The following is a 25,128-nucleotide window of genomic DNA, read 5'->3' on the forward strand; positions in this document are numbered from 1 at the left end:
CTAAGATACGGTTGTTTTACTTTTGGGGCTACGACGCTTCGGTTTGGGTGCGATGACTGGAATCGGCCCAGAAGCTTCATTCTGCAGTTCGGCAGGTTCAGCTGCTGCTTTGGTCTTGGAAGTTTTTCTTTTGGCAGCCGGAGTGGCTTTTGTTTTTGTCTTCTTGGTACCTGCTATTGAAGGACCTGGATCTGTAGGAACATGCTGTACCGCCTGAATACTGGCCTGCAATGCTGCCATAAGATCAATTACATTACTTTCCTGTTTAGCGGGAGCAATATGAAATTCTTCGCCTGCAATTTTATGTGAAATTAGATCAAGCATACGCTGGCGATAATCATCGGTATATTTGGCCGGATCAAAAGGCGTGGACAGCTGTGAAATCAGCAGCTTCGCCATATCCAGCTCTTTATCATTCACCGTCCCTGCTTCGGGCAGGCCAGGCACTTGTGAGACTGGTCGCACTTCATCAGGATAAAAAATAGTCTCGATGGCGAGGCAATCCTCCAGCACACGAATAGCAGCGAGACTGCTTTTGGAACGAATCGAAATTTTGGCGATGCCAATTTTACCAGTTTGACGCATGGCCTCCATAAGAAGCCGGTATGCATTTGTCCCTGCCTGATCCGGGGATAAATAATAGGTTTTTTGAAAATAAATCGGATCGATCTCCGTCAGATCGACAAAGTCGAGTATGGTAATGCTTTTGCTGCTTTCGTCGGTCAATTGATCCAGTTCCTCTTTGTCGAATAGAACAAATTTCCCTTTTTCATATTCATACCCCTTGCCGATTTCTTCCCAAGCCACCTCTTTGTCACATACTGGACATTTACGTACATACGACAGAGGGCTGCCGCATTCCTTATGAATATAACGCAGGGAAATGTCCTTATCTTCCGTAGCGGAGAACATTTTAACCGGAACATGCACTAGCCCGAAGCTGATGGCTCCTTTCCAAACGGTATGCATGAGAAACCCCTCCTGATCTAAGTTGGTCTGCTTTGGGTTAGTATGAGGCAGGAAAGGCTTTTCTAGCCGGGTGCATTTTTTGAGAAGCATGGGAAAATATAAAACCAGGCCTATAAAGCTGAGGAGGAGAATACAAGGAATGGAACCCAGGGATAACGAGTGGACCGATGCATTAAGTGAGCAGGATATTCCAGCGGCAGTTGTGGATTGGGATAGTATTATTGCTCCCCCGGAGGCTAGTCAGGTATCTGATTCGGAGAAGCTGGATGCAGAACGAACCCTCGAAGATACATCACCCTTAGAATCGTAAACTATAGGAAAAATAAAGGAGGAGAACAGTGGTGGACGTCAAACGGGCACAGGATATTTATGCTTCTAAAGAGACGGTAAGTGTACATTTGGATGGAGAACCTGTATGGATTGAGCATGTGGATGCACAGAACGGAATGGCTACGGTTCAAGTGGGCTCTCGACCAACGAATACGCATACGGTAGGTGTTGAACGGTTAGAGGAGCAAGAACATTAACAGGGTTTGTTCGAAGAGCTGAGATAATCTAAATCACACTTTTATAAAAGAGACTCTTTATGCTTATTCTTTGCGTAGAGGTCTCTTTTTCTATTGTTGGCATACTGGCATGGAAGATTGAATGGGGACAGTTGTTGCGGTGGATGGAGCATACCGATATAATTAATAGTAATGGTTTTTGGCAGGTACATTTTAAAAGGTGGTAGTTGTAGTTGGACAATACAGACGAAACGGTGTTCACTTACCGTTCTTACAGCCTCCAGGATACGGAGTTGCTTGCAGCTGCTCTAGCTACTGCTTCAACGCCAGGGATGATTATCGGTTTGGATGGCGATCTGGGCGCAGGAAAAACAGCATTCTCACAAGGGTATGCTCGGCATCTCGGCGTAAAGGGGATTGTAAACAGTCCTACTTTTACAATTATTAAAGAGTATGAGGGCCGTCTGCCCCTATATCATATGGATGTATATCGGATTTCGCTTCAGGAAGCGGACGAGCTTGGACTTGATGAGTATTTCTACGGGCAAGGGGTCTGCTTGGTGGAATGGAGCAGTATTATTACGGATTTAATGCCGCCGCGGCATATGCATATATACATGGAAACAGTGGGGCCAGATGAAAGAATGATTACGGTGACCGGAATCGGAGAGCCGTATGGTGAGCTTTGCCGGCAGCTGATCCAGAAGTGGGGTTAAGGAATATGACGAATCAGAATACAGAGCCGCGCAAGCGGCTTTTAGCGCTGGATACATCAACTGCAGTATTAGGCGTGGCAGTTACAGAGAATGGGGAACTACTGCATGAAATAAATGCTTCCGGAGAACGGAATCATTCGGTGCATTTACTGCCGATCATTGAGCAGGCGCTGCAAGCAACAGGAACTACTGCTGCAATGCTGGGCGGGATTTCTGTTGGTGTGGGTCCTGGATCGTATACAGGTACGCGTATCGCAGTTACCGCTGCCAAAACGCTGGCATGGGCATGGGATGTCCCCGTTGTCGGTATTTCGAGTCTACATGCAGTAGCATGGGGCGGATATCAAACAGCCCTCAAGAATAACGTGATGACCAAAGCGCCGGAACAAACTACCGAGAATAACAGCTACGGGCCTGATTGGATCATTCCACTAATGGATGCGCGCCGAGGACAGGTGTATACAGGATTATTCGCAGCTGAGGGAAATGCTCCTAGCCGTCTTGAGCCTGATGCCATCCGTCTGATGGCAGATTGGGTGGAGTACTTAGCTGAACGTTTAGGACAGGCGTCAGTCGAGGGAAACAAGCCTGCTGTTCTTTGGTTTGTTGGGGAGACTGAAGTTCATGGCAGTGCGGAATCGCTTCGTCCTTTGAAGGATCTTGGCATTTCTATTGCGCTTCCTTATGAAATGGAAGGCCGCTGGACAGGATTTCTTGGAGAAGCGCGGCTTCAGGTAGGGAAAGATGATATCCATAGCTTGATCCCTAACTATACTCAGATCTCAGAAGCGGAGGCCAATCTGCGGTTAAGCAGAGAAGGGGGCTTAAAGAAACTATGACGGAAGCGGAATCAATGATAGCTCAAGAGGCTGAACTTGTTTTTCGTTTGATGAAGCTTACGGATATTCCTGACATTCTTATCATTGAACGGGAAGCCTTCACGATGCCTTGGACAGAGGAAGCTTTTCGCAACGAGCTAACGCATAATCATTTTGCAAAATATATGGTTATGGAGCTGGCAGGTCATATAATCGGTTATGCTGGTATGTGGGCCATCGTGGATGAGGCGCATGTGACGAATATAGCCTTGCTTGAAGCCTATCGTGGACGTAAATGGGGCGAGCGCCTGCTGGAAGAGCTGATGAAGACGGCGTCTTATGTAGGTATGAAGTCTATTACACTTGAGGTACGGGTATCGAACGAGGTAGCACAGAATTTATATCGTAAAAAAGGCTTTCGTTCTGCTGGCACACGCAAAGGATATTATTCCGATAATCGCGAGGATGCGCTCATTATGTGGGCGGATCTGCCAGAGTACGAGGAGCATGGCAATATGGAAGGAAGCGTGGACTTGAAATGAAGACAGAAACGGGCGCAGCTCAGCCTGTACTAATACTTGCTATTGAGACGAGTTGTGATGAAACGTCGGTCGCTGTAGTCAAAGATGGCTCTGAAGTGTTATCCAACATCATCTCGAGTCAGATTGAGACGCATCGCGCTTTCGGCGGCGTAGTACCAGAAGTAGCTTCCCGTAAGCATGTGGAAGTAATTACACTGGTGATAGAAGAAGCACTCGCTACAGCAGGGGTTACACCCGCTCAGTTATCGGCGGTGGCGGTTACACAAGGCCCAGGTTTGGTGGGGGCTTTACTTGTCGGGGTAGTGGCTGCCAAGAGCCTTGCCCTCGCATGGGGGAAGCCGCTAATTGGCACACATCATATTGCAGGACATATTTATGCTAACCGTTTAGTGGCAGAGTTGCAGTATCCATGCATGACACTAGTGGTGTCCGGCGGACATACTGAACTGGTTCATATGGAGCGGGAGGGTGAGTTTCGAATTATTGGACGCACCCGTGATGATGCAGTAGGCGAAGCTTATGATAAAGTGGCACGGGCACTAGGATTCCCTTATCCCGGCGGACCCCACGTGGATCGTCTAGCACGCGAGGCGACTGAGGTTGTGCCGTTGCCACGCGTATGGCTGGAGCCGGGTTCTTATGATTTCAGCTTCAGTGGCCTAAAGTCGGCTGTGCTGAATGTTGTGAATCAAAGTAAGATGAAAGGTCTTACACCAGATGTGGCAGGCATTGCCCGCGGGTTCCAAGAATCTGTGGTCGAGGTGCTGGTGGAAAAAGCCGTACGCGCTGTTAAAGCTACTAACTCCAAGCAGTTATTGTTGTGTGGAGGGGTTGCTGCTAATGCTGGATTGCGCGCAGCATTGATCTCACGCTGTGAAGCAGAGGGCATTGAGCTTATTATTCCACCTCCGGTATACTGCACGGATAATGCAGCTATGATTGGAGCTGCTGCTTATGTGAAGTGGCAGCATGATGGCGGTACTCCGCTGGATATGGTTGCAGACCCTGGATTCTCACTGGAACAATGGTCTGTATCCGCCTATTGACATCATTTGGAGCTAACGAGTATAATCAGTTCAATTATATAGGGAAACGCGATGAGCGGAAGTAGTAAGGATACTCTGGGATAATAAGAGAGCTGCGGGTAGGTGCGACGCAGTCGAAGGGGACCTGAACTCGTCTGGGAGCGGAACGGTGGAAGCATTACCGGCAATTGTCGCCGGAACGTTCGTACACCGTCTACGGGTAACCTCCGTGATAGGGTGGTCGAGTACTAACATACTGGGCCGTTGAGTGGATGTTCAATTGGAATCGGTAGTAATTTAACCGGTACAGAGCATCAACAAGAGTGGTACCGCGAAGGTTAACAGCCTGTCGTCTCTTGAATGAGATGGCAGGCTTTTTTGTATGGATTTTGAGTAGTGAGTAATGTATATAATACACGCTAAGAACGGGAGTAGTAGGGAATGACGGTGAACAGAGAGCTGCGGGGTGGTGCGACGCAGTCACCGGATGTCTTGAATCTCGCCCGGGAGCGGAGCAGCGGAAAGAATAGTACGCTGCCTACGGTTGTCCCCGTTATCGGACCTTCCCGGTCCTTCCTGACACGATCAGGATGGACCGGGAAGAAGAGCTGGACGCAGCTTAACGGCTTGATTCTATGAATAGCCTATGCGTCAAAAAGAGTGGTACCGCGGAGGGGTGACCCGCCGTCTCTTTATTAGAGACGGCGGGTTTTTGCGTTCTTAATGAAGTGATTCGGGTTACAGACTCATCGCTACATAAGACGCCAAGAGTGAACGCTCTGCACTTCGCCAATTGTGCAGAGGATTCATTCGTATCAGCTGCCGGCAGCAGTGGGTGGGAATTTAACAGGATCACAAGTCGACGTGTGACTCTGCGCTGAAGCATAAGCTAAAGGTAAGATATCCAATAAGAGGAAAACAGGAGGAATTCAGATGATTATTCCAGTAAAGAAACGTATACAAATTTTCGATACGACTCTGCGAGATGGTGAACAGGCTCCGGGTGCAAGTCTAACCCCAGAGCAAAAAATACTGCTGGCCTATAAGCTTGCGGATCTGGGTGTTGATGTGATGGAGCCTGGATTTCCGATATCGAGCCCTGGTGATTTTGCAGCAGTACAGACGATTTCCCGTAAGGTGCGAAATGTGGAAATTTGCGGTTTTGCACGGGCGGTTAAAGGGGATATTGACGCGGCAGTCCGGGCAACCCAAGATGCTGAACGCCGGCGGATTCACCTGTTCATCTCCTCTTCTGATATTCATTTGCAGCATCAATTGCGTATGAGCAGAGCCGAAGTCGTAGCCAAAGCCCGCGAGATGACGGCTTATGCGCGTCAATTCTCTGATGTCGTTGAATTCACGGCGATGGATGCTGCGCGAACAGGAATCGATGATCTGATTGAAATGATTGAAGCTGTTATTGAGGAAGGTGCTTCTATTATCAATCTGCCCGATACGGTCGGATACGCATTGCCACATGAATATGGGGAAATGTTCCGACGTGTGCGGCTGGGAGCAAGAGGTGGAGAAACGGTAAGCTACAGTGCCCACTGTCATAATGATTTGGGGCTGGCTGTAGCCAACAGTCTGGCAGCCATTGATGGAGGTGCGACGCAGATCGAAGTCACTGTCAACGGAGTCGGCGAGCGTACCGGGAACTGTGCGCTGGAAGAGCTTGTGATGGCGCTCGAAACCCGCGGGGATGCAATTGGAGCAGAAACAGGAATTGTGCTTGATAAGCTGTATGATACTTCGCGGCTGATCAGCGGAGCGATGCATTTTCCAATCGCCTATAACAAACCAGTCGTCGGAAGAAATGCCTTCCAGCATGAGTCAGGGATTCATCAGGATGGTTTGCTGAAGGATCGTAGCACCTATGAGATTATGGACCCGGAGCGGCTGGGTATCCCGCGTAGCATGATCATTCTGGGCAAGCATTCTGGCAGACATGCGCTGAAGGACCGTGCGGCGAAGTATGGTATTACGCTGGAGCCTGCGGAGCTGGATGCACTTTATGAATCGTTTAAAGAGACCGCTGACCGACAAAAGGTTGTCAGTGATGATCAATTGCTGCAAATGGTGAGTAGTACTACCGGACAGCAAGCTCAGGTCTATGAACTGGGTGAGGTTCAAGTATTGGCAGGTAGTGCCCAGCGCCGGGTTGCCGCGGTTACGGTTCGCCATTTGAAGTCTGGACAGGAATCCTCCCATACTAGTATTGGGGATGGTCCGCTTGAGGCTATCATTGCTGCTATTGGGCAAGGAATTTCAGAGGACATAGAATTCTCTGGACTTGAGCTGCATTCCCTCGGAAGTGGGGAGAATGCCCAAGCGGAGGCGGCTGTGATGGTAGAGTGGGAAGGTCTTAAATTTAGAGGCACAGCTACTCATCAGGATATTATCATGGCAGCAGGGATTGCTTATATTGCAGCCTGCAACGCTGCGCTGCTCTCTACACAGATCGTTTAATATGTGTCGTACCCGCTGTCTGATTAAGAGATAGCGGGTTCTTTTTTAGCTTTTGATGACAGGTTTTAGGTGGGGTTATGTCTTTTGTCAAGTTGTGGACAACGTTATCCACATATTCTCTACGAATTGTGTAAAAAGTGCGTAAAATCAGCAATGTCAGCTCTTTTTAAAATGCCCGTATAACCATTTTTGTTAGCAATGAAACATTGTGGGAATTGTGGATAATGTGGATAATTCGGTGGATAATAATTCCTGTAATTCGAAAATACCGATTTAACGCATAAAAAAAGCCCCTAAGGGGCTTTTTTAGCAGGGAGTTATACACGAAACCTGTGTATAGAGCTGTGGATAACTGTTTATGAACAAAATAAGAAATATGAAAAAAATTTATGAAGTGGCTTTTACATTATTCGTCAGCAAGAATTTCCCATTCGTTAAATAAATCTGTAAGCTGAGTTTTTTTGTTCTTCAGATCCTCTTCATGACCTTGAAGTGCTAAATAATCCTGGTAAACTTCAGGTTTAGTCATTTCATTCTCTATAAAAGCGATCGTCTCTTCTAGCTCAGCAATGCCTTCCTCTAGCTCAGCAATGCGCCGCTTCCGGTTACGCTCTTCACGCTTGGCTTGCTTGTCCGCTTCGAAGGAGGAAACAGCATTTTTTTCAGGAACTGGAGCATCCTTGTTGACATTTTTGGCGGCTAATTCAGCGGCATCTTTCGCAATCTCTTCTAATTCTCGTTTTTTCTCAATATAGTCATCGTAGTTGCCAAGGTATTGATCGATCCCCTCGGGATGAAGCTCAAGCACCCGTTCAGCCATTTTATTGAGGAAATAACGGTCATGAGAAATGAAGAGCAATGTGCCCTCGAAATCAATTAAAGCTGATTCTAGAACCTCACGACTGACCAAATCCAAATGGTTGGTTGGCTCATCTAGGATGAGCATATTAGCGCCGCGCAACATGAGCTTTGATAATGCAACGCGTGCTTTTTCGCCGCCGCTCAGCGCAGATATCTTCTTAAGAACATCTTCACCGCTGAAGAGGAAGTTGCCAAGGATCGTACGGATTCTGGCTTCCTCAATCATTGGATATTCACTCCATAGCTCTTCCATTACTGTGTTCTTTGGATTGAGGCGGGTCTGTTCCTGATCATAATAAGCGACCTTTACTTTAGTCCCCCAATTCACAGTTCCAGTTGAAGGCTCACGGGTTCCGGTCATACACTGCAGCAGTGTAGATTTGCCAATACCATTGGGACCGATGAGTGCAGCAGTTTCTCCCCGGCGCAGTTCGAAAGAAGCGTCTTTGAACAAAGGTGGACCATCCTTAAAGGTAACCGCAACATTACGGACTTGCAGCACTTCTTTACCAGACATGAAGTCTGGCTCGAAGGAGAAGCTGGCTTTCTTCAGATCGCCCATCGGCCGATCCATACGGTCCATCTTCTCAAGCGCTTTGCGTCTGCTCTGCGCACGTTTCGTGGTAGATGCTCGCACAATATTTTTCTGAACGAAATCTTCCATTCTTGAGATTTCATCTTGCTGTTTCTCATACTGCTTCATCCGTGCTTCATATTCGGCAGCCTTCAAATCTACATATCGGCTGTAATTGCCTGTATAACGCCGAGATTGATGACGTTCGATCTCTACAATAGTAGTTACAAGCCGATCAAGGAAATAACGGTCATGAGAGACAACCAGAATTCCGCCAGCATAACTGCGAAGATAATCCTCAAGCCATGTTAATGTTTCGATATCCAGATGGTTCGTCGGCTCATCCAGCATTAGAAGATCGGGAGCCTGAAGCAAAATACGGGCTAATGCGAGTCTAGTCTTCTGGCCACCACTAAGTGTGGAGATAGGTGTATCCGGTGGGAACTCACCGAAGCCCATGCCGTGCAGGATACTACGGATTCGTGTATTCATTTCATAACCGCCGTGATCCTTGAACCAATCTGATCGGCGGGCATATCTTTCGAGAAGTTCTTCGTACCGTTTTGGGTCCTCTGCCAGCTTAGGATCGGCAATGCTTACTTCCATCTCTCTTAGCTCAGCCTCGGCTTCGATCAGCGGTGCGAAAACGGCCATCATTTCTTCATGAATGGTTTTGTCAGATTGAAGTCCGCTATTTTGGGCTAAATACCCGATAGTAGTTTCTTTTGATTTATGAATTTGACCGCTGTCATAGGACATTTCACCAGCCAGAATTTGCAGAAAAGTTGATTTGCCGGCACCATTAACGCCCACGAGTCCGACACGTTCCTTTTCATTTACCTGAAGGCTTATGCCATCTAGTACGTTCTGTATACCATATGATTTTGTAATTCCTGTCGCTTGAAGAAGCATAACGATGAAACCTCCACCCTTGCATATTTCGCTTTGGCATTTACACCTCAGCCTTATGAATAACTTATTCTATAGTTTACATGAAAAGCGTTTCCCAAGCGAGAGCACGATATATCGGAAGCAGAGAATAACGACCCGGCCCAGAAACACAGTCTATCCACCTTGGCGAACCGGGGAGAAGAGTGGTAAACTGGATTTACAAACAAGGATAAGCTTGGGATAAATATAGGGGGTTGCCGGGCGATGACAAGCAAGGAGTCGGTGATCTCCAAAGCAAAGCAACAACTAAGAACTGAGAAGACCATCGCCCGAAACGAGCTCTCCTCGGACCAGAGAAGGGAATTGTCTTTTCTGGTCTGCAAGCATGCATCAGAGTGGCTGAAGACGAAAGACATAGCCTCATTGATGGCCTATGTATCTTTTCGTTCTGAACTCGATACCAACGTGCTTCTTACACAGGCGTGGAAGGACCAGCGTAGGGTACTGCTGCCGCGTGTCATTCTGGCAAGTGGTGCAATGAGTGTCCATATGGTGAACGCGTGGAGTGAGCTTGAGCCGGGGGCGTATGGTATCCATGAACCTATTGTATCCGGCAAAGATTCACAAGAGATTGAAGTTGTTACACTACCGGATGTTGTGTTTGTTCCGGGGCTGGCTTTTGATCTTCAGGGAGGCAGGCTTGGTTACGGCCGAGGATACTATGATCGATTGCGTGCGTCATGGGAGACGGAAGAGTATGCCGCTGCGAAGCCCCCTGTCTGGATCGGGCTGGCCTTTGGTATGCAACTTGTTCCGAAAGTGCCCATGGATGAGCATGATGCCTTTATGGACATGCTGATTACTGAAAATGGCATAGTGAACTGCCGAAAAGGAGAGTGAGCCGTGGAATTGACCCATTTTAACGAGCAGGGAAGAGCTCGTATGGTGGATGTGAGCGAAAAGGAGATTACGAAGCGGACAGCTGTCGCGCGGAGTAAGATCAAGATGGCGACTGAGACGCTTAGTGCCATCAAGGAAGGCAAGATCAGTAAAGGAGACGTACTTGCCGTTGCGCAGATCGCTGGAATTATGGCGGCCAAGAAGACGTCTGACTGGATTCCGATGTGCCATCCGCTCCCGCTTACCGGTATTGACATCCGCTTCTCCGATAACAGCGAAGATGAACTTTATATAGAAGCAACAGTCCATACTACCGGAAAGACCGGAGTTGAAATGGAAGCATTGACAGCTGTTTCTGCTTCAGCACTAACGGTGTACGACATGTGCAAGGCTCTTCAGAAGGACATGATTATCGGGCCAACGCTCTTATTGTCTAAAAGTGGGGGTAAGAATGGAGATTACGCGCTTGAATCATGATCAGACCTGACGTTCGGTACACTGAAGCAATTGGGCTGCACTGTACAGCCGATTATACATAGAGAGGGAGGACAAACCTATGGCGTGGAAAACAGCAATCCTAACGGCCAGCGATAAAGGGGCCAGGGGCGAACGGGAAGACACGAGCGCCCAGGTTATTCGGGAGCTGGTGGAAGAGGAACTTGGAGGCGAGATCGTTGAATATCGGATCGTGCCTGATGAACAAGATGAGATTATCGCAGCTTTGATAGAACTCACAGATTATTTTCAAGCAGATCTGGTATTGACTACCGGAGGTACGGATTTAGCGATACGCGATGTGACTCCAGAGGCAACCCGGCGTGTAATCGAACGGGAAGTGCCTGGACTTTCAGAAGCGATGCGAAGTACGGTGATGCAAAAAAACCGTGCGGTGATGCTTTTCCGCGGGATATGCGGCATTCGTGGACGCACGTTGATTGTCAACTTACCGGGCACACCGAAGGGTGTTCATGAGAATTTAGCAGCCATTATGGATCAACTGCCTGAAGCGTTACTCATGGTAACTGGCCAATACCGTCAATAACATTGTCATATTCTTGTCACGTCACAAGGATAAACTATTTATAGAAGATAGTGGATGTAACTGTGACATAAGTTATGGTATTATTAGATTATCGTAAACGATACCATGATCGGATAGACGGACAAGGAGGAATAATAATGTTTAGTGGAATTGGTACTCCGGGTATTATCTTGTTGGTTATACTGGCACTGCTCCTCTTTGGCCCGAATAAACTGCCAGAGTTAGGCCGCGCAGTTGGACGAACCTTTCGTGAATTTAAGGAAGGCGCACGTGAAATCATTGGTGATAGTGATCCGGTGAAGAAGAGCGAAGCTCCTGTGCCGACGGCCCCGCAGACGGTCGCTGCAGATATTCCTCAGGACAAACGCCTGCCGGAATAATAAAAGGTTTAACAATGGGGCAATCTCTCAAGTCTAATAGACTTAGGAGATGCCCCTTTTTCAATTTGCTTGTTGCTTTCTGCAGAAACGGGCACAGCTATACATAAAGTCGGTGTGGCGTTTCTATTCTTGTCATGGGATGGTGTCAGGATGTCTCTCGAATCGGAAGAAATGTCGGTGGTGGATCATCTCACCGAGCTGCGTAAACGGATTATTTATGTGCTGATTGTATTTGTTTTGGGATTGGTAGGGGGGCTGTTCTGTGCCAAGCCAATCTACGATTATTTAATTAGTACAGATCTAGCGCAAGGTTTTGTTCTGCATGCTTTCTCATTCTGGGATGGTATCGGAATGTATATGAAGATCGCAATGGCGGTTTCATTAGTCATTTCAATTCCTTTTATTGCTTACCAGCTGTGGGCGTTTATTAGTCCGGGCTTACGGCCGGAAGAGCGTAGTGCAACACTACGTTATGTACCCTATGTTTTTGTTCTTTTTCTAATCGGTCTTTCGTTTGCTTATTATGTTGTATTTCCAATGGCGCTTTCGTTCACGATCTCTATCACCCGGAGTATGGGGCTGGAAGAGACCTACGGAATTGCGCAATATTTCAACTTTATGTTCAGTCTGGTGCTACCTTTAGCGCTGTTGTTTGAGCTTCCGCTGCTGGTGATGTTTCTGACCAAACTGAGGGTTCTTAACCCGATACGCTTGCGTAAAATGCGTCGATACGCTTATTTCACGCTTGTCTTTATTGCTGTAGTCATCACTCCTCCGGATTTTATCTCAGATTTTCTGGTGACGATTCCACTGCTTGTGTTGTATGAGTTCAGCGTATTCCTGTCCGCCTTCGTCTATCGCAAACAGCTCGCTGCGGATGCGGCAAGGGAAGCTCAGTACACCAAGAGTGAGGAATGATAATGAGAGAGCTGTCACTAAGTAGATTTTTCTACGAAAGAGACAGCTCTTTTGTTTTAAACCCCCGTCTTTTTGAAATGTTCGGGCGTAGGTGGTACAGTTGAGACTACTGGGAATCATACGCATATTTTCACACCCTGTGGATAGAATGTATAGAGTGTGTGCCTAGGACAACCAGTGAAACGTTATTTTTTACGAAAACAAATGCGAATTTGTGTAAAAGGACTTGAAATCCGGGCTCAAGTTGAGTATCATAAAAATTGTTGTTAGCACTACAAGCTGTCGAGTGCTAATGCTTATGGAAAATATGAGATGGACCAGATATTCGTAGCGTCCAATTGATATTTTTCATAAACACCAGAGATTTTGAAGTAAGACAGGTAAGTTCTAAACTATGTTTTGAAGCAAAATAACATAATTTTAAAGGAGGCTATTTTTTCATGATCAAACCTTTAGGTGAACGCGTATTGGTGCTACCGAGCGAGCAGGAGGAAACCACTTCATTCGGGATTGTGCTTCCGGACTCCTCGAAAGAAAAGCCACAAGAAGGAACTATTATTGCAGTAGGTAGCGGAGCTTTAAAAGATGGAGTACGTGTAGCGCTGGAAGTTAAAGAAGGCGACCGTGTTCTTTTCTCTAAATATGCAGGAACAGAAATCAAATACGAAGGTAAAGAATATTTGATTATGAAAGAAAGCGACATTCACGCGATTCTTGACTAAGCGAGAGTCGATCATAAGCTAAATCTAAACTACTTAAAGTAACGTGATATACAAAAAATTCTAGGAGGTAATTACACAATGGCTAAAGAAATTAAATTTAGTGAAGAAGCACGCCGCTCTATGTTGCGCGGTGTAGATGCTTTGGCAAATGCGGTAAAAGTTACACTTGGACCAAAAGGTCGCAACGTGGTACTTGAAAAGAAATTCGGTAGCCCGCTTATCACTAACGATGGTGTAACTATCGCTAAAGAAATCGAACTTGAAGATGCATTCGAGAACATGGGTGCTCAACTGGTTAAAGAAGTTGCTACTAAGACTAACGATGTAGCCGGTGACGGTACTACAACTGCAACGGTTCTGGCTCAAGCTATGATCCGTGAAGGTCTGAAAAACGTAACGGCAGGCGCTAACCCAATGGTTATCCGCAAAGGGATCGACAAAGCAGTTAAAGCTGCTGTTATCGAATTGCAAAGAATTTCTAAACCAATCGAAGATTCCCAAGCTATCGCTCAAGTAGCTGCTATCTCTGCTGCTGACGAAGAAGTGGGTCAATTGATTGCTGAAGCTATGGAAAAAGTAGGTAAAGACGGTGTTATTACTGTTGAAGAATCCCGTGGATTCCTTACTGAGCTTGAAGTCGTAGAAGGTATGCAGTTCGACCGTGGTTACATTTCCCCGTACATGATTACTGATACGGATAAAATGGAAGCTGTTCTGGAGAACCCATACATCTTGATCACTGATAAAAAAATCAGCAGCACTCAAGAAATTCTTCCTTTGCTAGAAAAAATCGTTCAACAAGCTAGACCGCTTGTTATTATCGCTGAAGATATCGAAGGCGAAGCACAAGCTATGCTGATCGTGAACAAACTGCGTGGAACATTCAACGCTGTTGCTGTTAAAGCTCCTGGCTTTGGCGACCGCCGTGAAGCTATGCTGCAAGATATCGCTGCCCTGACTGGTGGCCAAGTGATTACTGAGAAGCTCGGTCTTGATCTGAAGACTACTTCCATCGAGCAATTGGGTAACGCACGTCAAGTACGCGTAACCAAAGAAAATACTACAATCGTAGACGGAAGCGGCGACAAAGCAGACATCAATGCTCGCGTAAGCCAAATTCGTGCGCAACTGGAAGAAACAACTTCCGAGTTCGACAAAGAAAAATTGCAAGAGCGTTTGGCTAAATTAGCTGGCGGCGTAGCCGTTGTCAAAGTAGGCGCTGCAACTGAAACAGAATTGAAAGAGCGTAAGCTTCGCATCGAAGACGCCCTGAACGCAACTCGCGCTGCGGTTGAAGAAGGTATCGTGTCCGGTGGTGGTACTGCTCTTGTGAACGTATATGCTGCTGTTGCTGCTGTTGTGGCAACTGGCGACGAAAGAACAGGCGTTAACATTGTATTGCGTGCTCTGGAAGAGCCAGTTCGCACAATCGCTGCTAATGCTGGTCAAGAAGGTTCCGTTATCGTGGACCGCTTGAAAAAAGAAGCTGTAGGGATCGGCTACAACGCTGCTACTGATGAGTGGGTAAACATGTTCGAAGCTGGAATCGTTGACCCTGCGAAAGTAACTCGTTATGCTCTTCAAAACGCTGCATCCGTAGCGGCTATGTTCTTGACTACTGAAGCAGTAATTGCTGACAAGCCAGAACCAGAAAAACCAGGTATGCCTGATATGGGCGGCATGGGTGGAATGGGCGGCATGATGTAATAAGGCTGTAAAGCTTTGAAATAGGATTGATTAGAAGCCTCTTATGGGTTCATTAAACTCATAAGAGGCTTCTTTTTGTGGCGTACCCAGATGCACGCACTTGCTGGTGATATTAAGATAGAGAACAGATTAATTTAAGGAAGTTAAATAAATACACTTGAACGTTCACTACAGTGAATATATAATGAATTCAAGAGGTCAGTAAGTGATGACCTATCTTTTTTGATTAGTTATTTAACTTTATTTATTAATTATATTAATAATATAATATGGAGGACATATGAAATCATTTTTACCCAATGATATTAAAGATGAGAATAGAAAAATAGTCTTCGACATTTTGCTTCAATATCCTGAACTGGCGAAAGTTGAGATTACAGAAAAAACGGCAATGAGCTTTGTTACTGTAAGCAAGATTGTTACCTTTTTTGAACAGATTGGTTTATTGACCGTCACTGGTGAAAGTCGAGAAGGCTCTGGCGGCTTGGGAAGAAAACGTACGGTTTACAGATTTAATGAAAACAGCTATACGACAATCGGAATACAGATTATTGGCAGTACAATTACAGCGGTACTTATTAATCTGCACGGCAAGATCATAGATTCGTATTCGATTGAAACAGATATTCCGTTCTATAGCCAGCAGTTCACTTCGATATTTATAGAGATTGTGGAGTATTTGAAGAGTAAAGCGAAGGAAACGAATAGTGTTGTCTTGGGGATTGGTATTGGCGTTGATGCTGCGATCAATACAAGAAAGAAATCGATCCGGATGAGAACGCATCACAATAAAGAAAACGACTTTATGTATGAAACGATTATTGAAACTCTCAAGAGCGAAGTAAACTTACCCATTCTTCTGGAGAATGATGTGAACGCAGCGACTGTGGCGGAATTTCGGAATCTTGAAAACTCAGATCAAGCATTGACGAGTCTCATTCATGTTGCTGCAGGTGATGGGGTCGGAGGCGGCCTGATTATTAACAAAGAGCTTCACCGCGGCGTTAATGCAAGTGCAGGGGAGCTGGAGTATATGTGCTTTGATTCAGAATATAAACGTACGCCATCTTCAGTAGGTTGGCTGGAAAGCAAATTAGCCATTAAGTATTTGTTAAGCACATATGATTTGAATTCAACGAATGACGTAGAAGCTTGTATTGATTATGTTTCGAAGAATCTGGCATTAACGATTACCAATATGATCAGCATCTTGGATATCGACCAGGTCATTATTAGCGGTAAAACGGTAACGCTGTTCCCGGAACGCATATTGGACCGCACGAAAAGCTATGTCGAGCAATATACGGAGTGGACTCCTCAAATTTCGGTGAGTAAGTTACTTCAATCAACAGCCATCGGAGCAGCTACACTTATTCTCCAGCAAGAGATGATTAATGTTATTTCGGAGTAAACAAGAAGGAAGTGAACAACATGATCAAAATCTTTGAGAATGAAGAGGAAGTAGCACAAGAAATTGCCAGAGAGATGAAAGATCATTTATTTACCGATCAGCATCCTGTGTTCTGCCTGGCTTCAGGGAGTACTCCACAAAAAAGCTATCAGAAATTTTCCGATGATGCGGACCTCCAATGGAAAATCAAGAGGCTTAACATCGTTAGCTTGGATGAGTGGGTTGGCATTGACAAGAGCTCTGAAGGCAGCTGCTATCAGATGTTGAATCAAGATCTGTTCTCCCAGATTTCACTGGATAGCAGACAGATTGTGTTTTTTGATGGAACATCGCCGGATATGAAGCAGGAATGTTTACGAATTGATCACTTTATCGAGCAACACCCGATTTCATTCAGCTTGATGGGCGTAGGTATGAATGGACATATCGGATTAAATGAACCTGGTAGCCCAGTATTAAATTACAGCAGTGTTGTGGAGCTGTCGGAAACAACAAAGACTGTCGCTCAAAAATATTTTCATGAGCAGACTGAATTAAAGCAAGGCATTACATTAGGTTTGGAACAGATTGCAAGGAGTAAAAGAGTTGTTGTCGTCATAACTGGAGAGCGCAAAGCTGATATCGTGAAGGAAATCTTCATAAACTCTGACGCACAGCTGCCTGCTCAGCAATTGCTCGGCTATGATCATATAGATTTCTTTTTAGATGCAGCAGCCGCCAAATATATGGATCAGTCATTATAGTTGAGGCGTAATATGAAAAGGAGCTTGAAGACCATGAAAAAGTTGAAGGTTGCGTTAATCGGAGCAGGCAGTGTTTCCTTTGGACTAGGAGCACTTCAAGATCTCGTGTTATCAGAACGGTTGAGAAATCAAGTAGACCTCGAAATCGCACTTATGGATATTGTAGAAGAGAATGTGAATAGAACGTACAAGTATGCAACCGAAATGTTTACGGCATTTTCTCATCCTGCGAAGATTTGGCAAACGACGAATTTGGAAGATGCCTTAAGAGAGGCTGACTTCTCCATCGTTGCGATTGAGGTAGAAAGATATCATTACTGGTCACAAGACTTTCACATTCCGCGCCGTTACGGTAGCAAGCAGCTATATGGAGAAAACGGCGGACCAGGATCAATGTTCCACACCTTGAGAAATTTAGGTCCGATGCTGGAGATTGCAAAGACAATGGAGAAGGTATGTCCAGATGCCTGGCTAATTAACTATACGAATCCGGAAGCGAAGCTAGTGGAAGCCATCTCCAAATTAACTTCAATCAAAGTGGTGGGCTTGTGCCATGGTTTAGATATGGGGATTCATCAGCTAGCTGAATTCCTGGAGATGGATAGTAAAGATATTGCAGTTGAAGGCGGCGGATTGAACCACTTTGGCTTCTTTACGAAGATCTGGAACAAGAGTACGGGAGAGGATTTATACCCTCTATTCCATGACAAAGAAAAGCAAGCTAACCGTTTGGCACATTTCGATCATATTGGATTATCCAGAACCTTGTACCATACTTATGGCTACTACCCTTACCCCGGGACTAACCATTGTGGAGAGTATATTTCTTGGGCAGAGGATTTCTATGCTGGACTACCTTTGCAGTTCCGTTACAATCCAATGAGCGAGCAGCTGTGGAAGAAGGACTCCAGAACACCTGAATTTGTATACTGTGCAAGTGGCAGTACTTTGGATAAAGGCTTATTCGAGAATACGCTGAATCAAGAGCAGTGGTCTGAGCAGGCTTATCTATTTGATAAAGATAAGGTTCAAATTAGTAATGAATACGCAATACCAATTATTGAAGCGATTTTCTTCGACGATGAAATCGAGTTGAATGCTGTTAATATGCCAAACCACGGCGCTATTAAAGGACTTCCAGAGGATATGGTTGTTGAAACACAAGCGATCGTTAATAAAAAGGGTATCGTATTTAAGCCAATGACGATTGAACTGCCAACTGCCATTATCGGAATGATCCATATTCAAGGTACAATCCATAAGCTGTTACTGGAGGCGTTTCTTGAAGAGTCGAGAACAAAATTGCTGCAAGCGATCCTGCTTGATCCGCAAGCTCCAACCTACTATCAAGCTTGTGCGATGATCGATGAAATGTGTGAGCTGCAAAAAGAAATACTGCCAAAGCTGGAGTGGAAGTAAGACATCTTTAATAAAAACGGCCTCAGTCTGATGAAATTCAGAACTGAGGCCATTTATTTTGCATTACATATTATTCCGAATCTGCATCCAGAAAAGGTTGTACTAAACGACGTACCTCATCGGTTGCATTCGTCTCCATCAATTGGTTTCTTAGTTCGTCGGCTCCGTCAAATCCACGAATATAGATTTTGAAGAAGCTTCGAAGTGGATTAAACAGACGTGGTTCAACCTCTTTTGAATATTTATCGTGAAGATCTAGATGAAAAAGTAGAAGGTTAAGAAGCTCCTCCACACTATGTTCTTTAGGTTCTAGTTCGAAAGCATATGGATTTTTGAAAATACCGCGGCCAATCATGACTCCATCAACCCCGTATTGCTCTACTAATTTTAAGCCTGTTGCACGGTCAGGAATATCCCCATTAATGGTTAGCAACGTATTTGGGGCGATCTCATCGCGTAATTTTTTGATTTCGGGGATGAGCTCCCAGTGTGCATCTACTTTGCTCATCTCTTTTTTTGTACGGAGGTGTATGGACAGATTCGCAATATCTTGTCTCAATACATTTCCTAACCAATCGCGCCACTCATCAATTTCGCTATATCCTAATCTTGTTTTAACACTAACCGGCAATCCACCAGCTTTAGTCGCTTTAATAATTTCTGCTGCCACTTCAGGATGTCGAATTAATCCAGCACCTTTTCCATTGGTTGCGACGTTTTTTACGGGGCATCCCATGTTTATATCGATACCACGAAAACCAAGTTTTTTCATATCCATGCTCATTCGTTCAAAATACTCCGGGTTATTGCCCCAAATATGAGCGACCATCGGTTGTTCATCTTCCGTGAACCTTAATCGAGTAAGCACACTTTCCTTTACCTTTAATTTAGGGTGACAGTAGTATTCTGTATTTGCAAATTCCGTGAAAAACACGTCTGGTTTTGCAGCTTCACTAACCACATGACGAAATACAACATCTGTGACATCTTCCATAGGTGCCAATATAAAAAACGGCTTCGGTAAATCAAGCCAAAAATTTTGTTCGTTACTCATAAATTCTCCTTCTTTTGCAACATTTTGCCCATCATACATAGTATCATTTCTTTTCGTTTAATGCACAGAATTATAGGAGGACCTTTATCTTTTTTCTATAATCGCTCGGGGTTATACCGGTACTATTCTTAAATAAGCGATAAAAATATGAACTACTAGTAAATCCAGTTTTTTCGGCGATATCAACAATGGTGTATTCAGAGGTCTTCAGCAGCTCTTTAGCTTTATCCAACCGCAGTTCGTTAATTTTATCTGGTAGTGCGTGTGTTGTTAACTGCTTATATAGCCGGCTCAAATAAATTGGAGACATCGAGAGCTCGTCTGCAATTGAATTTATGCATAGGTTGGAATTACTACGTTCTGACCGTATAGGGTAAAATTGAAAGGCCTCTCGTAGGAATACGAGAGGCCTTTCATTCTGTTAAGCATTAGATAGTTTTATACTGTCTAATTGACGGGGCAATTCACAGTTTAATATGCCTCATTCTAATTCTTGTTCTAAAACAGTTTTTACTAAACGACGTACTTCATCTGTTGATCTTGTATCCATTAATTGGTTTCTTAATTCGCTTGCGCCTCTAAATCCACGAACATAGATTTTGAAAAAGCGAAGAAGTGGTTTAAATGAACGTGGCTCGAGTTCATTTGAATATTTATCGTGAAGATCCAACTGTAATAGAAGTAAATTGAGAAAATCCTTTGGACTATGTTCTTTAGGTTCTTTTTCAAAAGCAAATGGATTGGTGAAGATGCCGCGGCCAATCATGACACCATCAACGCCGTATTGTTCAACTAGCTTTAATCCTGTTGCGCGGTCCGGGATATCTCCATTTATAGTTAATAACGTATTTGGAGCAATTTCATCGCGTAATTTTTTTATTTCAGGGATTAGCTCCCAGTGTGCATTTACTTTACTCATTTCTTCTTTTGTACGAAGGTGAATGGAAAGATTCGCAATATCTTGCTTCAATATATGTGTTAACCAATCCCGCCACTCATCAATCTCAGAGTAACCCAATCTTGTTTTTACACTAACCGGCAATCCACCGGCTTTTGCTGCTTGAATAATTTCTGCTGCAACCTCAGGATGTAGTATTAATCCAGCACCTTTTCCATTGGATGCGACGTTTTGTGCGGGGCAACCCATGTTTAAATCGATACCGCGAAAACCAAGTTTTTTCATATCAATACTCATCTGTTCAAAAAATACAGGTTTATCACCCCAAATATGAGCGACAATCGGTTGCTCATCTTCTGTGAACGTTAATCGACCACGAACACTGTCTTTTCCTACAGGGTGACAATAGCTTTCTGTATTAGTGAATTCTGTGAAAAACACGTCGGGTTTGGCAGCTTCACTAATGACGTGACGAAATACAACATCTGTGACATCTTCCATTGGTGCTAATATAAAAAACGGCTTCGGTAAATCAAGCCAGAAGTTTTGTTCGTTACTCATATTATCTCCTCTTGTTGTAATATATAAAAACGATATAAGGATAGCAAAGTCCTATACCCATCATACATAGTATCATTTTTTTTCGTTTGATGCACAGAATCAATGATGTGAGCGACAGCCAAATTTATGGTTGTAGTGTTCATCAGTAATAAGGCCATGGCTTGTTTGTTTATAATCTGTTTATTGATACTTGTTATAATCCTGTAGATGAAAAGTTTGTAATTTAAAGTCGAATTGTGTTAACGAATCGATTATAGACAAACGACATAATGCATCCAATGAACAGGGGGACAAGTAAGTGAACAAAAAGCAATGGATAAGCTCTATATTGGCTGCTGCTGTATTATCAAGCCCTATTATTATGCCGACCAAAGGATCGGCTGCCGCTTCATTTATTGATATTGATAGCTCATATGCAAAGAAAGCGATTGTTGAGCTATTCGATCAGGGGATAGTGACCGGTGTTGAAGAGAGTAAGTTCTATCCTACGTCAAATATTACACGGCAGGATTTTGCAATTATTTTAGCAAAAACATTGAAGCTGGATATTTCGAACCCACCTGCGCTGCCTACCTTTCTGGACGTTACCGCAAGCAACTACGCATACAGCTATGTAGAGGCAGCTGTCAAAGCCGGATTGATCAAGGGTACCGGCAGTAATCTTTTCGGTACGGGGCAAAATTTATCACGTCAGGATATGGTCGTCATGTTCGTGAGAGCATTGGGAGTCAATCCTACCGGTAAAGCTGGAACTTTGCAATTTGCTGATAGTAGCCAAATTGCTGATTATTCCAAAGATTCTATAGCTGCCGCTGTGGAATATGGATTGATTACCGGATATAATAATTTTTTTAATCCTGAGGCCAAAGTAGATCGTCAGGCTGTAGCTCTAGTAGCTTCCAAGTTTCTAAAGTTTAAGGAGAGCGGGAATACTGAGCAGCCAAGCGCCACCCCAACTCCTCAGCCGGGTAAAGAAGCGGTAACTGTACCTACTCCTGTTGTTGGAGGGTCTTCCTCTTCACAAAGTGGGCATAGCAGCAATTCAGATATCAATGCACCTTTGGTTGATAGCACCAAGTTCGAGGCGGTGGATAACTACAACGGGACACAAGATCAGCTTCGCGGGTTAGCGGGAGCTATTGGAGAGCAAGGAGCAGCAGTTCAAGCCTATCTGTGGACGGATACGAATGAGAACGGTGAAGTAGATGCCGATGAATTAGGAACAGCTATCGCATTAGGCACCAGTGAAGCAGACGGATCTGTGAATGCAGCTAATGTCGGTGATTTGCGCGCAGGAACGTATTGTTTCGTGATTACTGCTAAGGATTCATCCAATAATGAATCGGTGAAGGATGCTGCGCATGCCGTTACGTTGACCTTGAGCAAGAACGAAGTTCCGGATACGACTGCACCGGTAGTGGACACAGCTAAGTTCGAGGCGGTGGATAACTACAACGGGACGCAAGATCAGCTTCGCGGGCTAGCGGGAGCTATTGGAGAGCAAGGAGCAGCAGTTCAAGCCTACCTGTGGACGGATACGAATGAGAACGGTGAAGTAGATGCCGATGAATTAGGAGCAGCTATCGCATTTGGCACCAGTGAAGCAGACGGAACTGTAAATGCAGCTAATGTTGGTGATTTGCGCGCTGGAACGTATCGTTTCGTGATTACCGCTAAGGATTCATCCAATAATGAATCGGCGAAGGATGCTGAACATGCCGTTACGCTGACCTTGAGCAAGAACGAAGTTCCGGATACGACTGCACCAGTAGTGGACACAGCTAAGTTCGAGGCGGTGGATAACTACAACGGGACACAAGATCAGCTTCGCGGGTTAGCGGGAGCTATTGGAGAGCAAGGAGCAGCAGTTCAAGCCTATCTGTGGACGGATACGAATGAGAACGGTGAAGTAGATGCCGATGAATTAGGAACAGCTATCGCATTAGGCACCAGTGAAGCAGACGGATCTGTGAATGCAGCTAATGTCGGTGATTTGCGCGCAGGAACGTATCGTTTCGTGATTACCGCTAAGGATTCATCCAATAATGAATCGGCGAAGAATGCTGAACATGCCGTTATGATTGAGCTTGTTAAGGGTGTTCTGACCACACCTACGGTTACTAGCTCCATATATGGCTTTGACGGAGGCATTTTAAAAACAAAACAGCTGGTAACTGGTTCTACACAACGGACCATTCGGTTTGACTTTTTCTCCGGAGAAACCTTTACGAATGCTGAAGTTCAGGTAACGATTGAAGGCATGACCTTTAACACAAATGACTATTATAGCATTAGTGGGTGGACACATCTGACAAGTGACCAAATTAGCAATAATGGGCATACGCTGACTTTCACAGGAAGCAACAGAGGTGTTTCGGATATTGCGTTTGAACTTCACGATAAATTGATGCCGGCACCGGGGACCTATCTCATTAAGTTCAAAGCAGATGCAGATGGACCTGGAACAGCTAGATCTTTCTCCGAGGAACAATTTATTACCTTAATTATTTTGCCTCCGGCTTAAAAAAGAAGCTTCTCATGAGTTCTTTGAACTTATGTGAAGCTTCTTTTTTATGAAAAATAGGATTGCTCAATATAGTCTAAATGAGTATTATGAGTAGGTATGCTCTTATAAAAATAGAGATAAATAGGATGGAGAGCACCATGACAACATCACGACAGAACGCATTGATTTTTTCATTTACTTTTATGGCGTTTATTCTGGGTACGACGGAGTATATTATCGTTGGTTTACTCTCGGAAATATCCTCGAGCCTCGGAGTGACGCTAGCGACAGTCGGGGGCTTGGTATCTGGTTTCGCGATCGCTTATGCCATTGGCACACCCATTATGATGTCTTTGTTCAGCCGCATCCCGAAACGGATTACGATTCTTGTATCGCTTGTATTGATTCTGCTGCTGAATTTGTGGAGTGCTATAACTGGAACCTATAGTATGCTGCTAGTGACCAGAATAGTTACTGCCGTACTATGTGGTTTTGTTCTTTCTGTAGCCATTACGGTAGCAAATGAAGCGGTTGACCCGGAGAAAAGAGGCAAAGCGATCGCTACAATTTTAAGCGGCTTCGCTGTTGCGAATGTATTTGGTGTACCGATCGGCACTTTTGTAGGGCAGTATTTTAACTGGCCTGCAGCATTTGTTCTGAATGGGGGATTAGCTGGAATTGCCATAGCGCTAAATTATGCCTATATTCCACGCAAACTACCGAAGCCTGTGCCTAGCTCACTCAAGGATCAGATCGAGCTGCTCACAAATGGACGTATTATTCTTGCATTTCTCATTCCAGTTACGGCAGTGGGAGCAGTGTTTGTGATGTATACGTACATCACACCATTGCTAGAGCAAGTGATGAATATTCCTAAGAGCTCGGTTAGTGGTGTACTGTTTGTATACGGGATTGCTACGATTGTCAGCAACTGGATTGGAGGCAAGGTTGCAACCGGAAATGCGGTAAGTAAGCTTAGATTCGTTTTTCTTATACAAGCAGTGATCTACATCATTTTTAGTATGACCGCATCGATCTCGATTCTAGGAATGATCGTACTCATGATGTTAGCCGTCATGTCGAGTATTGTGAGCGCACCAGCCCAGCTCTATTTGATAGATTTGGCGAAGCAGTTCTCACCACGATCGAAGGACCTTGCTGCATCGTTGAATCCAGTAGCGTCTAACTTGGGAATCGCAGGTGGCTCCGCAATTGGTGGAGTCGTTGCCCAGCATGGAGGATTAATCTCCCTTCCAATAGCTGCTTCTATCCTGGCGATATCAGCCTGTGTAATTGCATTGATATGCTATAAGTTGGATCAGCAGAGTCAAGAAGCAGTTATTGCTCAGCATCATAACTTAACCTGAGGAGAAGTCATAGAGGTCGTCGGAAATAATCCGGCGGCCTTTTCGTATATCAAAGATAATTTAGTAAAACAACATTTCACTATCATTGACTATATTTTTAACTGTGTTATAATTCAAACATATGTTGCT

24 protein-coding genes and 1 other annotated feature are annotated in these 25,128 nt (G+C 44.9%); of the genes, 19 read left to right on the forward strand and 5 right to left on the reverse strand.

Annotation, left to right across the window (positions count from 1 at the left end; all coding sequences use genetic code 11):
- Positions 1–969 (reverse strand): non-homologous end joining protein Ku, encoded by a 969-nt coding sequence (gene ku / locus MHB64_RS04935; protein ID WP_280787776.1) that lies wholly within the window; start codon positions 967–969, stop codon positions 1–3.
- A 139-nt stretch (positions 970–1,108) separates the two neighbouring features.
- Here ku and MHB64_RS04940 point away from each other — a divergent pair, with 139 nt between their 5' ends.
- From MHB64_RS04940 to MHB64_RS04970, 7 genes are all read left to right on the forward strand, one after another.
- Positions 1,109–1,279 (forward strand): hypothetical protein, encoded by a 171-nt coding sequence (locus MHB64_RS04940; protein WP_280787777.1) that lies wholly within the window; start codon positions 1,109–1,111, stop codon positions 1,277–1,279.
- 31 nt (positions 1,280–1,310) lie between these two features.
- Positions 1,311–1,496, forward strand: a complete 186-nt coding sequence (locus tag MHB64_RS04945) for an H-type small acid-soluble spore protein (protein WP_042131867.1) — start codon at positions 1,311–1,313, stop codon at positions 1,494–1,496.
- Between the two features lie 212 nt (positions 1,497–1,708).
- On the forward strand, positions 1,709–2,191 hold the full coding sequence (gene tsaE / locus MHB64_RS04950; RefSeq protein ID WP_042185258.1) for a tRNA (adenosine(37)-N6)-threonylcarbamoyltransferase complex ATPase subunit type 1 TsaE: 483 nt from the start codon (positions 1,709–1,711) through the stop codon (positions 2,189–2,191).
- Between the two features lie 5 nt (positions 2,192–2,196).
- A complete protein-coding gene (tsaB, locus tag MHB64_RS04955) occupies positions 2,197–3,030 on the forward strand; it encodes a tRNA (adenosine(37)-N6)-threonylcarbamoyltransferase complex dimerization subunit type 1 TsaB (protein WP_341133844.1) in 834 nt (277 codons plus the stop codon).
- The gene (gene rimI, locus MHB64_RS04960; protein ID WP_042185263.1) at positions 3,027–3,551 is read left to right on the forward strand and encodes a ribosomal protein S18-alanine N-acetyltransferase; all 525 of its coding nucleotides are present in this window, start codon (positions 3,027–3,029) and stop codon (positions 3,549–3,551) included. The genes tsaB and rimI overlap by 4 nt, the downstream gene beginning before the upstream one ends.
- Positions 3,548–4,597, forward strand: coding sequence for a tRNA (adenosine(37)-N6)-threonylcarbamoyltransferase complex transferase subunit TsaD (gene tsaD / locus MHB64_RS04965; RefSeq protein WP_094871449.1), 1,050 nt, complete (start codon positions 3,548–3,550; stop codon positions 4,595–4,597). The genes rimI and tsaD overlap by 4 nt, the downstream gene beginning before the upstream one ends.
- A 391-nt stretch (positions 4,598–4,988) precedes the next feature.
- Positions 4,989–5,271, forward strand: a binding site (T-box leader).
- A gap of 238 nt (positions 5,272–5,509) precedes the next feature.
- The gene (locus tag MHB64_RS04970) at positions 5,510–7,045 is read left to right on the forward strand and encodes a 2-isopropylmalate synthase (RefSeq protein WP_094878597.1); all 1,536 of its coding nucleotides are present in this window, start codon (positions 5,510–5,512) and stop codon (positions 7,043–7,045) included.
- A 406-nt stretch (positions 7,046–7,451) separates the two neighbouring features.
- On the opposite strand, the gene MHB64_RS04975 is transcribed toward MHB64_RS04970, so the two are convergent.
- Positions 7,452–9,392, reverse strand: coding sequence for an ABC-F family ATP-binding cassette domain-containing protein (locus tag MHB64_RS04975; RefSeq protein ID WP_341133845.1), 1,941 nt, complete (start codon positions 9,390–9,392; stop codon positions 7,452–7,454).
- Positions 9,393–9,635: 243 nt separating this feature from the next.
- Here MHB64_RS04975 and MHB64_RS04980 point away from each other — a divergent pair, with 243 nt between their 5' ends.
- The 10 genes from MHB64_RS04980 (at position 9,636) to MHB64_RS05025 (ending at position 18,613) form a co-directional block, all read left to right on the forward strand.
- Complete coding sequence (locus tag MHB64_RS04980; RefSeq protein ID WP_094871453.1) at positions 9,636–10,271, forward strand: 5-formyltetrahydrofolate cyclo-ligase; 636 nt, start codon at positions 9,636–9,638, stop codon at positions 10,269–10,271.
- A gap of 3 nt (positions 10,272–10,274) precedes the next feature.
- Complete coding sequence (moaC, locus tag MHB64_RS04985) at positions 10,275–10,748, forward strand: cyclic pyranopterin monophosphate synthase MoaC (RefSeq protein WP_094871454.1); 474 nt, start codon at positions 10,275–10,277, stop codon at positions 10,746–10,748.
- A gap of 79 nt (positions 10,749–10,827) precedes the next feature.
- Positions 10,828–11,313 (forward strand): MogA/MoaB family molybdenum cofactor biosynthesis protein, encoded by a 486-nt coding sequence (locus MHB64_RS04990; RefSeq protein ID WP_020429419.1) that lies wholly within the window; start codon positions 10,828–10,830, stop codon positions 11,311–11,313.
- A 137-nt stretch (positions 11,314–11,450) separates the two neighbouring features.
- A complete protein-coding gene (locus MHB64_RS04995; RefSeq protein WP_094871456.1) occupies positions 11,451–11,693 on the forward strand; it encodes a twin-arginine translocase TatA/TatE family subunit in 243 nt (80 codons plus the stop codon).
- 150 nt (positions 11,694–11,843) lie between these two features.
- A complete protein-coding gene (gene tatC / locus MHB64_RS05000; protein WP_094871468.1) occupies positions 11,844–12,611 on the forward strand; it encodes a twin-arginine translocase subunit TatC in 768 nt (255 codons plus the stop codon).
- 440 nt (positions 12,612–13,051) lie between these two features.
- The gene (groES, locus tag MHB64_RS05005; protein WP_036676506.1) at positions 13,052–13,333 is read left to right on the forward strand and encodes a co-chaperone GroES; all 282 of its coding nucleotides are present in this window, start codon (positions 13,052–13,054) and stop codon (positions 13,331–13,333) included.
- A gap of 78 nt (positions 13,334–13,411) precedes the next feature.
- Positions 13,412–15,040, forward strand: coding sequence for a chaperonin GroEL (groL, locus tag MHB64_RS05010; protein ID WP_094871457.1), 1,629 nt, complete (start codon positions 13,412–13,414; stop codon positions 15,038–15,040).
- Positions 15,041–15,320: 280 nt separating this feature from the next.
- Entirely contained in the window at positions 15,321–16,451 is a 1,131-nt protein-coding gene (locus MHB64_RS05015; RefSeq protein WP_341133846.1) for an ROK family protein, read from the forward strand.
- A 20-nt stretch (positions 16,452–16,471) separates the two neighbouring features.
- Positions 16,472–17,194, forward strand: coding sequence for a 6-phosphogluconolactonase (locus MHB64_RS05020; protein ID WP_341133847.1), 723 nt, complete (start codon positions 16,472–16,474; stop codon positions 17,192–17,194).
- 33 nt (positions 17,195–17,227) lie between these two features.
- The gene (locus MHB64_RS05025; protein WP_341133848.1) at positions 17,228–18,613 is read left to right on the forward strand and encodes a family 4 glycosyl hydrolase; all 1,386 of its coding nucleotides are present in this window, start codon (positions 17,228–17,230) and stop codon (positions 18,611–18,613) included.
- Positions 18,614–18,683: 70 nt separating this feature from the next.
- Here the strand turns inward: MHB64_RS05025 and MHB64_RS05030 are convergent, their stop codons facing one another.
- From MHB64_RS05030 to MHB64_RS05035, 3 genes are all read right to left on the reverse strand, one after another.
- Positions 18,684–19,667 carry a tRNA dihydrouridine synthase gene (locus tag MHB64_RS05030; RefSeq protein ID WP_341133849.1) on the reverse strand — a complete coding sequence of 328 codons (984 nt, stop codon included), beginning with the start codon at positions 19,665–19,667 and terminating at the stop codon, positions 18,684–18,686.
- Between the two features lie 70 nt (positions 19,668–19,737).
- Positions 19,738–20,037 (reverse strand): helix-turn-helix transcriptional regulator, encoded by a 300-nt coding sequence (locus MHB64_RS33850; RefSeq protein ID WP_445671626.1) that lies wholly within the window; start codon positions 20,035–20,037, stop codon positions 19,738–19,740.
- A 111-nt stretch (positions 20,038–20,148) separates the two neighbouring features.
- Complete coding sequence (locus MHB64_RS05035) at positions 20,149–21,126, reverse strand: tRNA dihydrouridine synthase (RefSeq protein WP_341133850.1); 978 nt, start codon at positions 21,124–21,126, stop codon at positions 20,149–20,151.
- Between the two features lie 298 nt (positions 21,127–21,424).
- Between MHB64_RS05035 and MHB64_RS05040 the strand changes: the two genes are divergently transcribed.
- Positions 21,425–23,650 (forward strand): S-layer homology domain-containing protein, encoded by a 2,226-nt coding sequence (locus tag MHB64_RS05040; RefSeq protein ID WP_341133851.1) that lies wholly within the window; start codon positions 21,425–21,427, stop codon positions 23,648–23,650.
- A gap of 140 nt (positions 23,651–23,790) precedes the next feature.
- Positions 23,791–24,999: an MFS transporter gene (locus tag MHB64_RS05045; protein ID WP_341133852.1), complete on the forward strand. Its 1,209-nt coding sequence runs from the start codon at positions 23,791–23,793 to the stop codon at positions 24,997–24,999.
- The last annotated feature ends 129 nt before the right edge of the window (positions 25,000–25,128 follow it).

The sequence above is a fragment of the Paenibacillus sp. FSL K6-2859 genome (assembly GCF_038008265.1).
Taxonomy (GTDB): domain Bacteria; phylum Bacillota; class Bacilli; order Paenibacillales; family Paenibacillaceae; genus Paenibacillus_AQ; species Paenibacillus_AQ nitricinens.

Excerpts from the sequence above, each read along its gene's own strand:
- ku (WP_280787776.1), bottom strand. The coding sequence starts at position 969 with ATGCATACCGTTTGGAAAGGAGCCATCAGCTTCGGGCTAGTGCATGTT.
- MHB64_RS04940 (WP_280787777.1), top strand. The coding sequence starts at position 1,109 with ATGGAACCCAGGGATAACGAGTGGACCGATGCATTAAGTGAGCAGGAT.
- tsaB (WP_341133844.1), top strand. The coding sequence starts at position 2,197 with ATGACGAATCAGAATACAGAGCCGCGCAAGCGGCTTTTAGCGCTGGAT.
- rimI (WP_042185263.1), top strand. The coding sequence starts at position 3,027 with ATGACGGAAGCGGAATCAATGATAGCTCAAGAGGCTGAACTTGTTTTT.
- tsaD (WP_094871449.1), top strand. The coding sequence starts at position 3,548 with ATGAAGACAGAAACGGGCGCAGCTCAGCCTGTACTAATACTTGCTATT.
- MHB64_RS04970 (WP_094878597.1), top strand. The coding sequence starts at position 5,510 with ATGATTATTCCAGTAAAGAAACGTATACAAATTTTCGATACGACTCTG.
- MHB64_RS04975 (WP_341133845.1), bottom strand. The coding sequence starts at position 9,392 with ATGCTTCTTCAAGCGACAGGAATTACAAAATCATATGGTATACAGAAC.
- MHB64_RS04980 (WP_094871453.1), top strand. The coding sequence starts at position 9,636 with ATGACAAGCAAGGAGTCGGTGATCTCCAAAGCAAAGCAACAACTAAGA.
- MHB64_RS04990 (WP_020429419.1), top strand. The coding sequence starts at position 10,828 with ATGGCGTGGAAAACAGCAATCCTAACGGCCAGCGATAAAGGGGCCAGG.
- MHB64_RS04995 (WP_094871456.1), top strand. The coding sequence starts at position 11,451 with ATGTTTAGTGGAATTGGTACTCCGGGTATTATCTTGTTGGTTATACTG.
- tatC (WP_094871468.1), top strand. The coding sequence starts at position 11,844 with ATGTCTCTCGAATCGGAAGAAATGTCGGTGGTGGATCATCTCACCGAG.
- groES (WP_036676506.1), top strand. The coding sequence starts at position 13,052 with ATGATCAAACCTTTAGGTGAACGCGTATTGGTGCTACCGAGCGAGCAG.
- groL (WP_094871457.1), top strand. The coding sequence starts at position 13,412 with ATGGCTAAAGAAATTAAATTTAGTGAAGAAGCACGCCGCTCTATGTTG.
- MHB64_RS05015 (WP_341133846.1), top strand. The coding sequence starts at position 15,321 with ATGAAATCATTTTTACCCAATGATATTAAAGATGAGAATAGAAAAATA.
- MHB64_RS05020 (WP_341133847.1), top strand. The coding sequence starts at position 16,472 with ATGATCAAAATCTTTGAGAATGAAGAGGAAGTAGCACAAGAAATTGCC.
- MHB64_RS05025 (WP_341133848.1), top strand. The coding sequence starts at position 17,228 with ATGAAAAAGTTGAAGGTTGCGTTAATCGGAGCAGGCAGTGTTTCCTTT.
- MHB64_RS05030 (WP_341133849.1), bottom strand. The coding sequence starts at position 19,667 with ATGAGTAACGAACAAAATTTTTGGCTTGATTTACCGAAGCCGTTTTTT.
- MHB64_RS05035 (WP_341133850.1), bottom strand. The coding sequence starts at position 21,126 with ATGAGTAACGAACAAAACTTCTGGCTTGATTTACCGAAGCCGTTTTTT.
- MHB64_RS05045 (WP_341133852.1), top strand. The coding sequence starts at position 23,791 with ATGACAACATCACGACAGAACGCATTGATTTTTTCATTTACTTTTATG.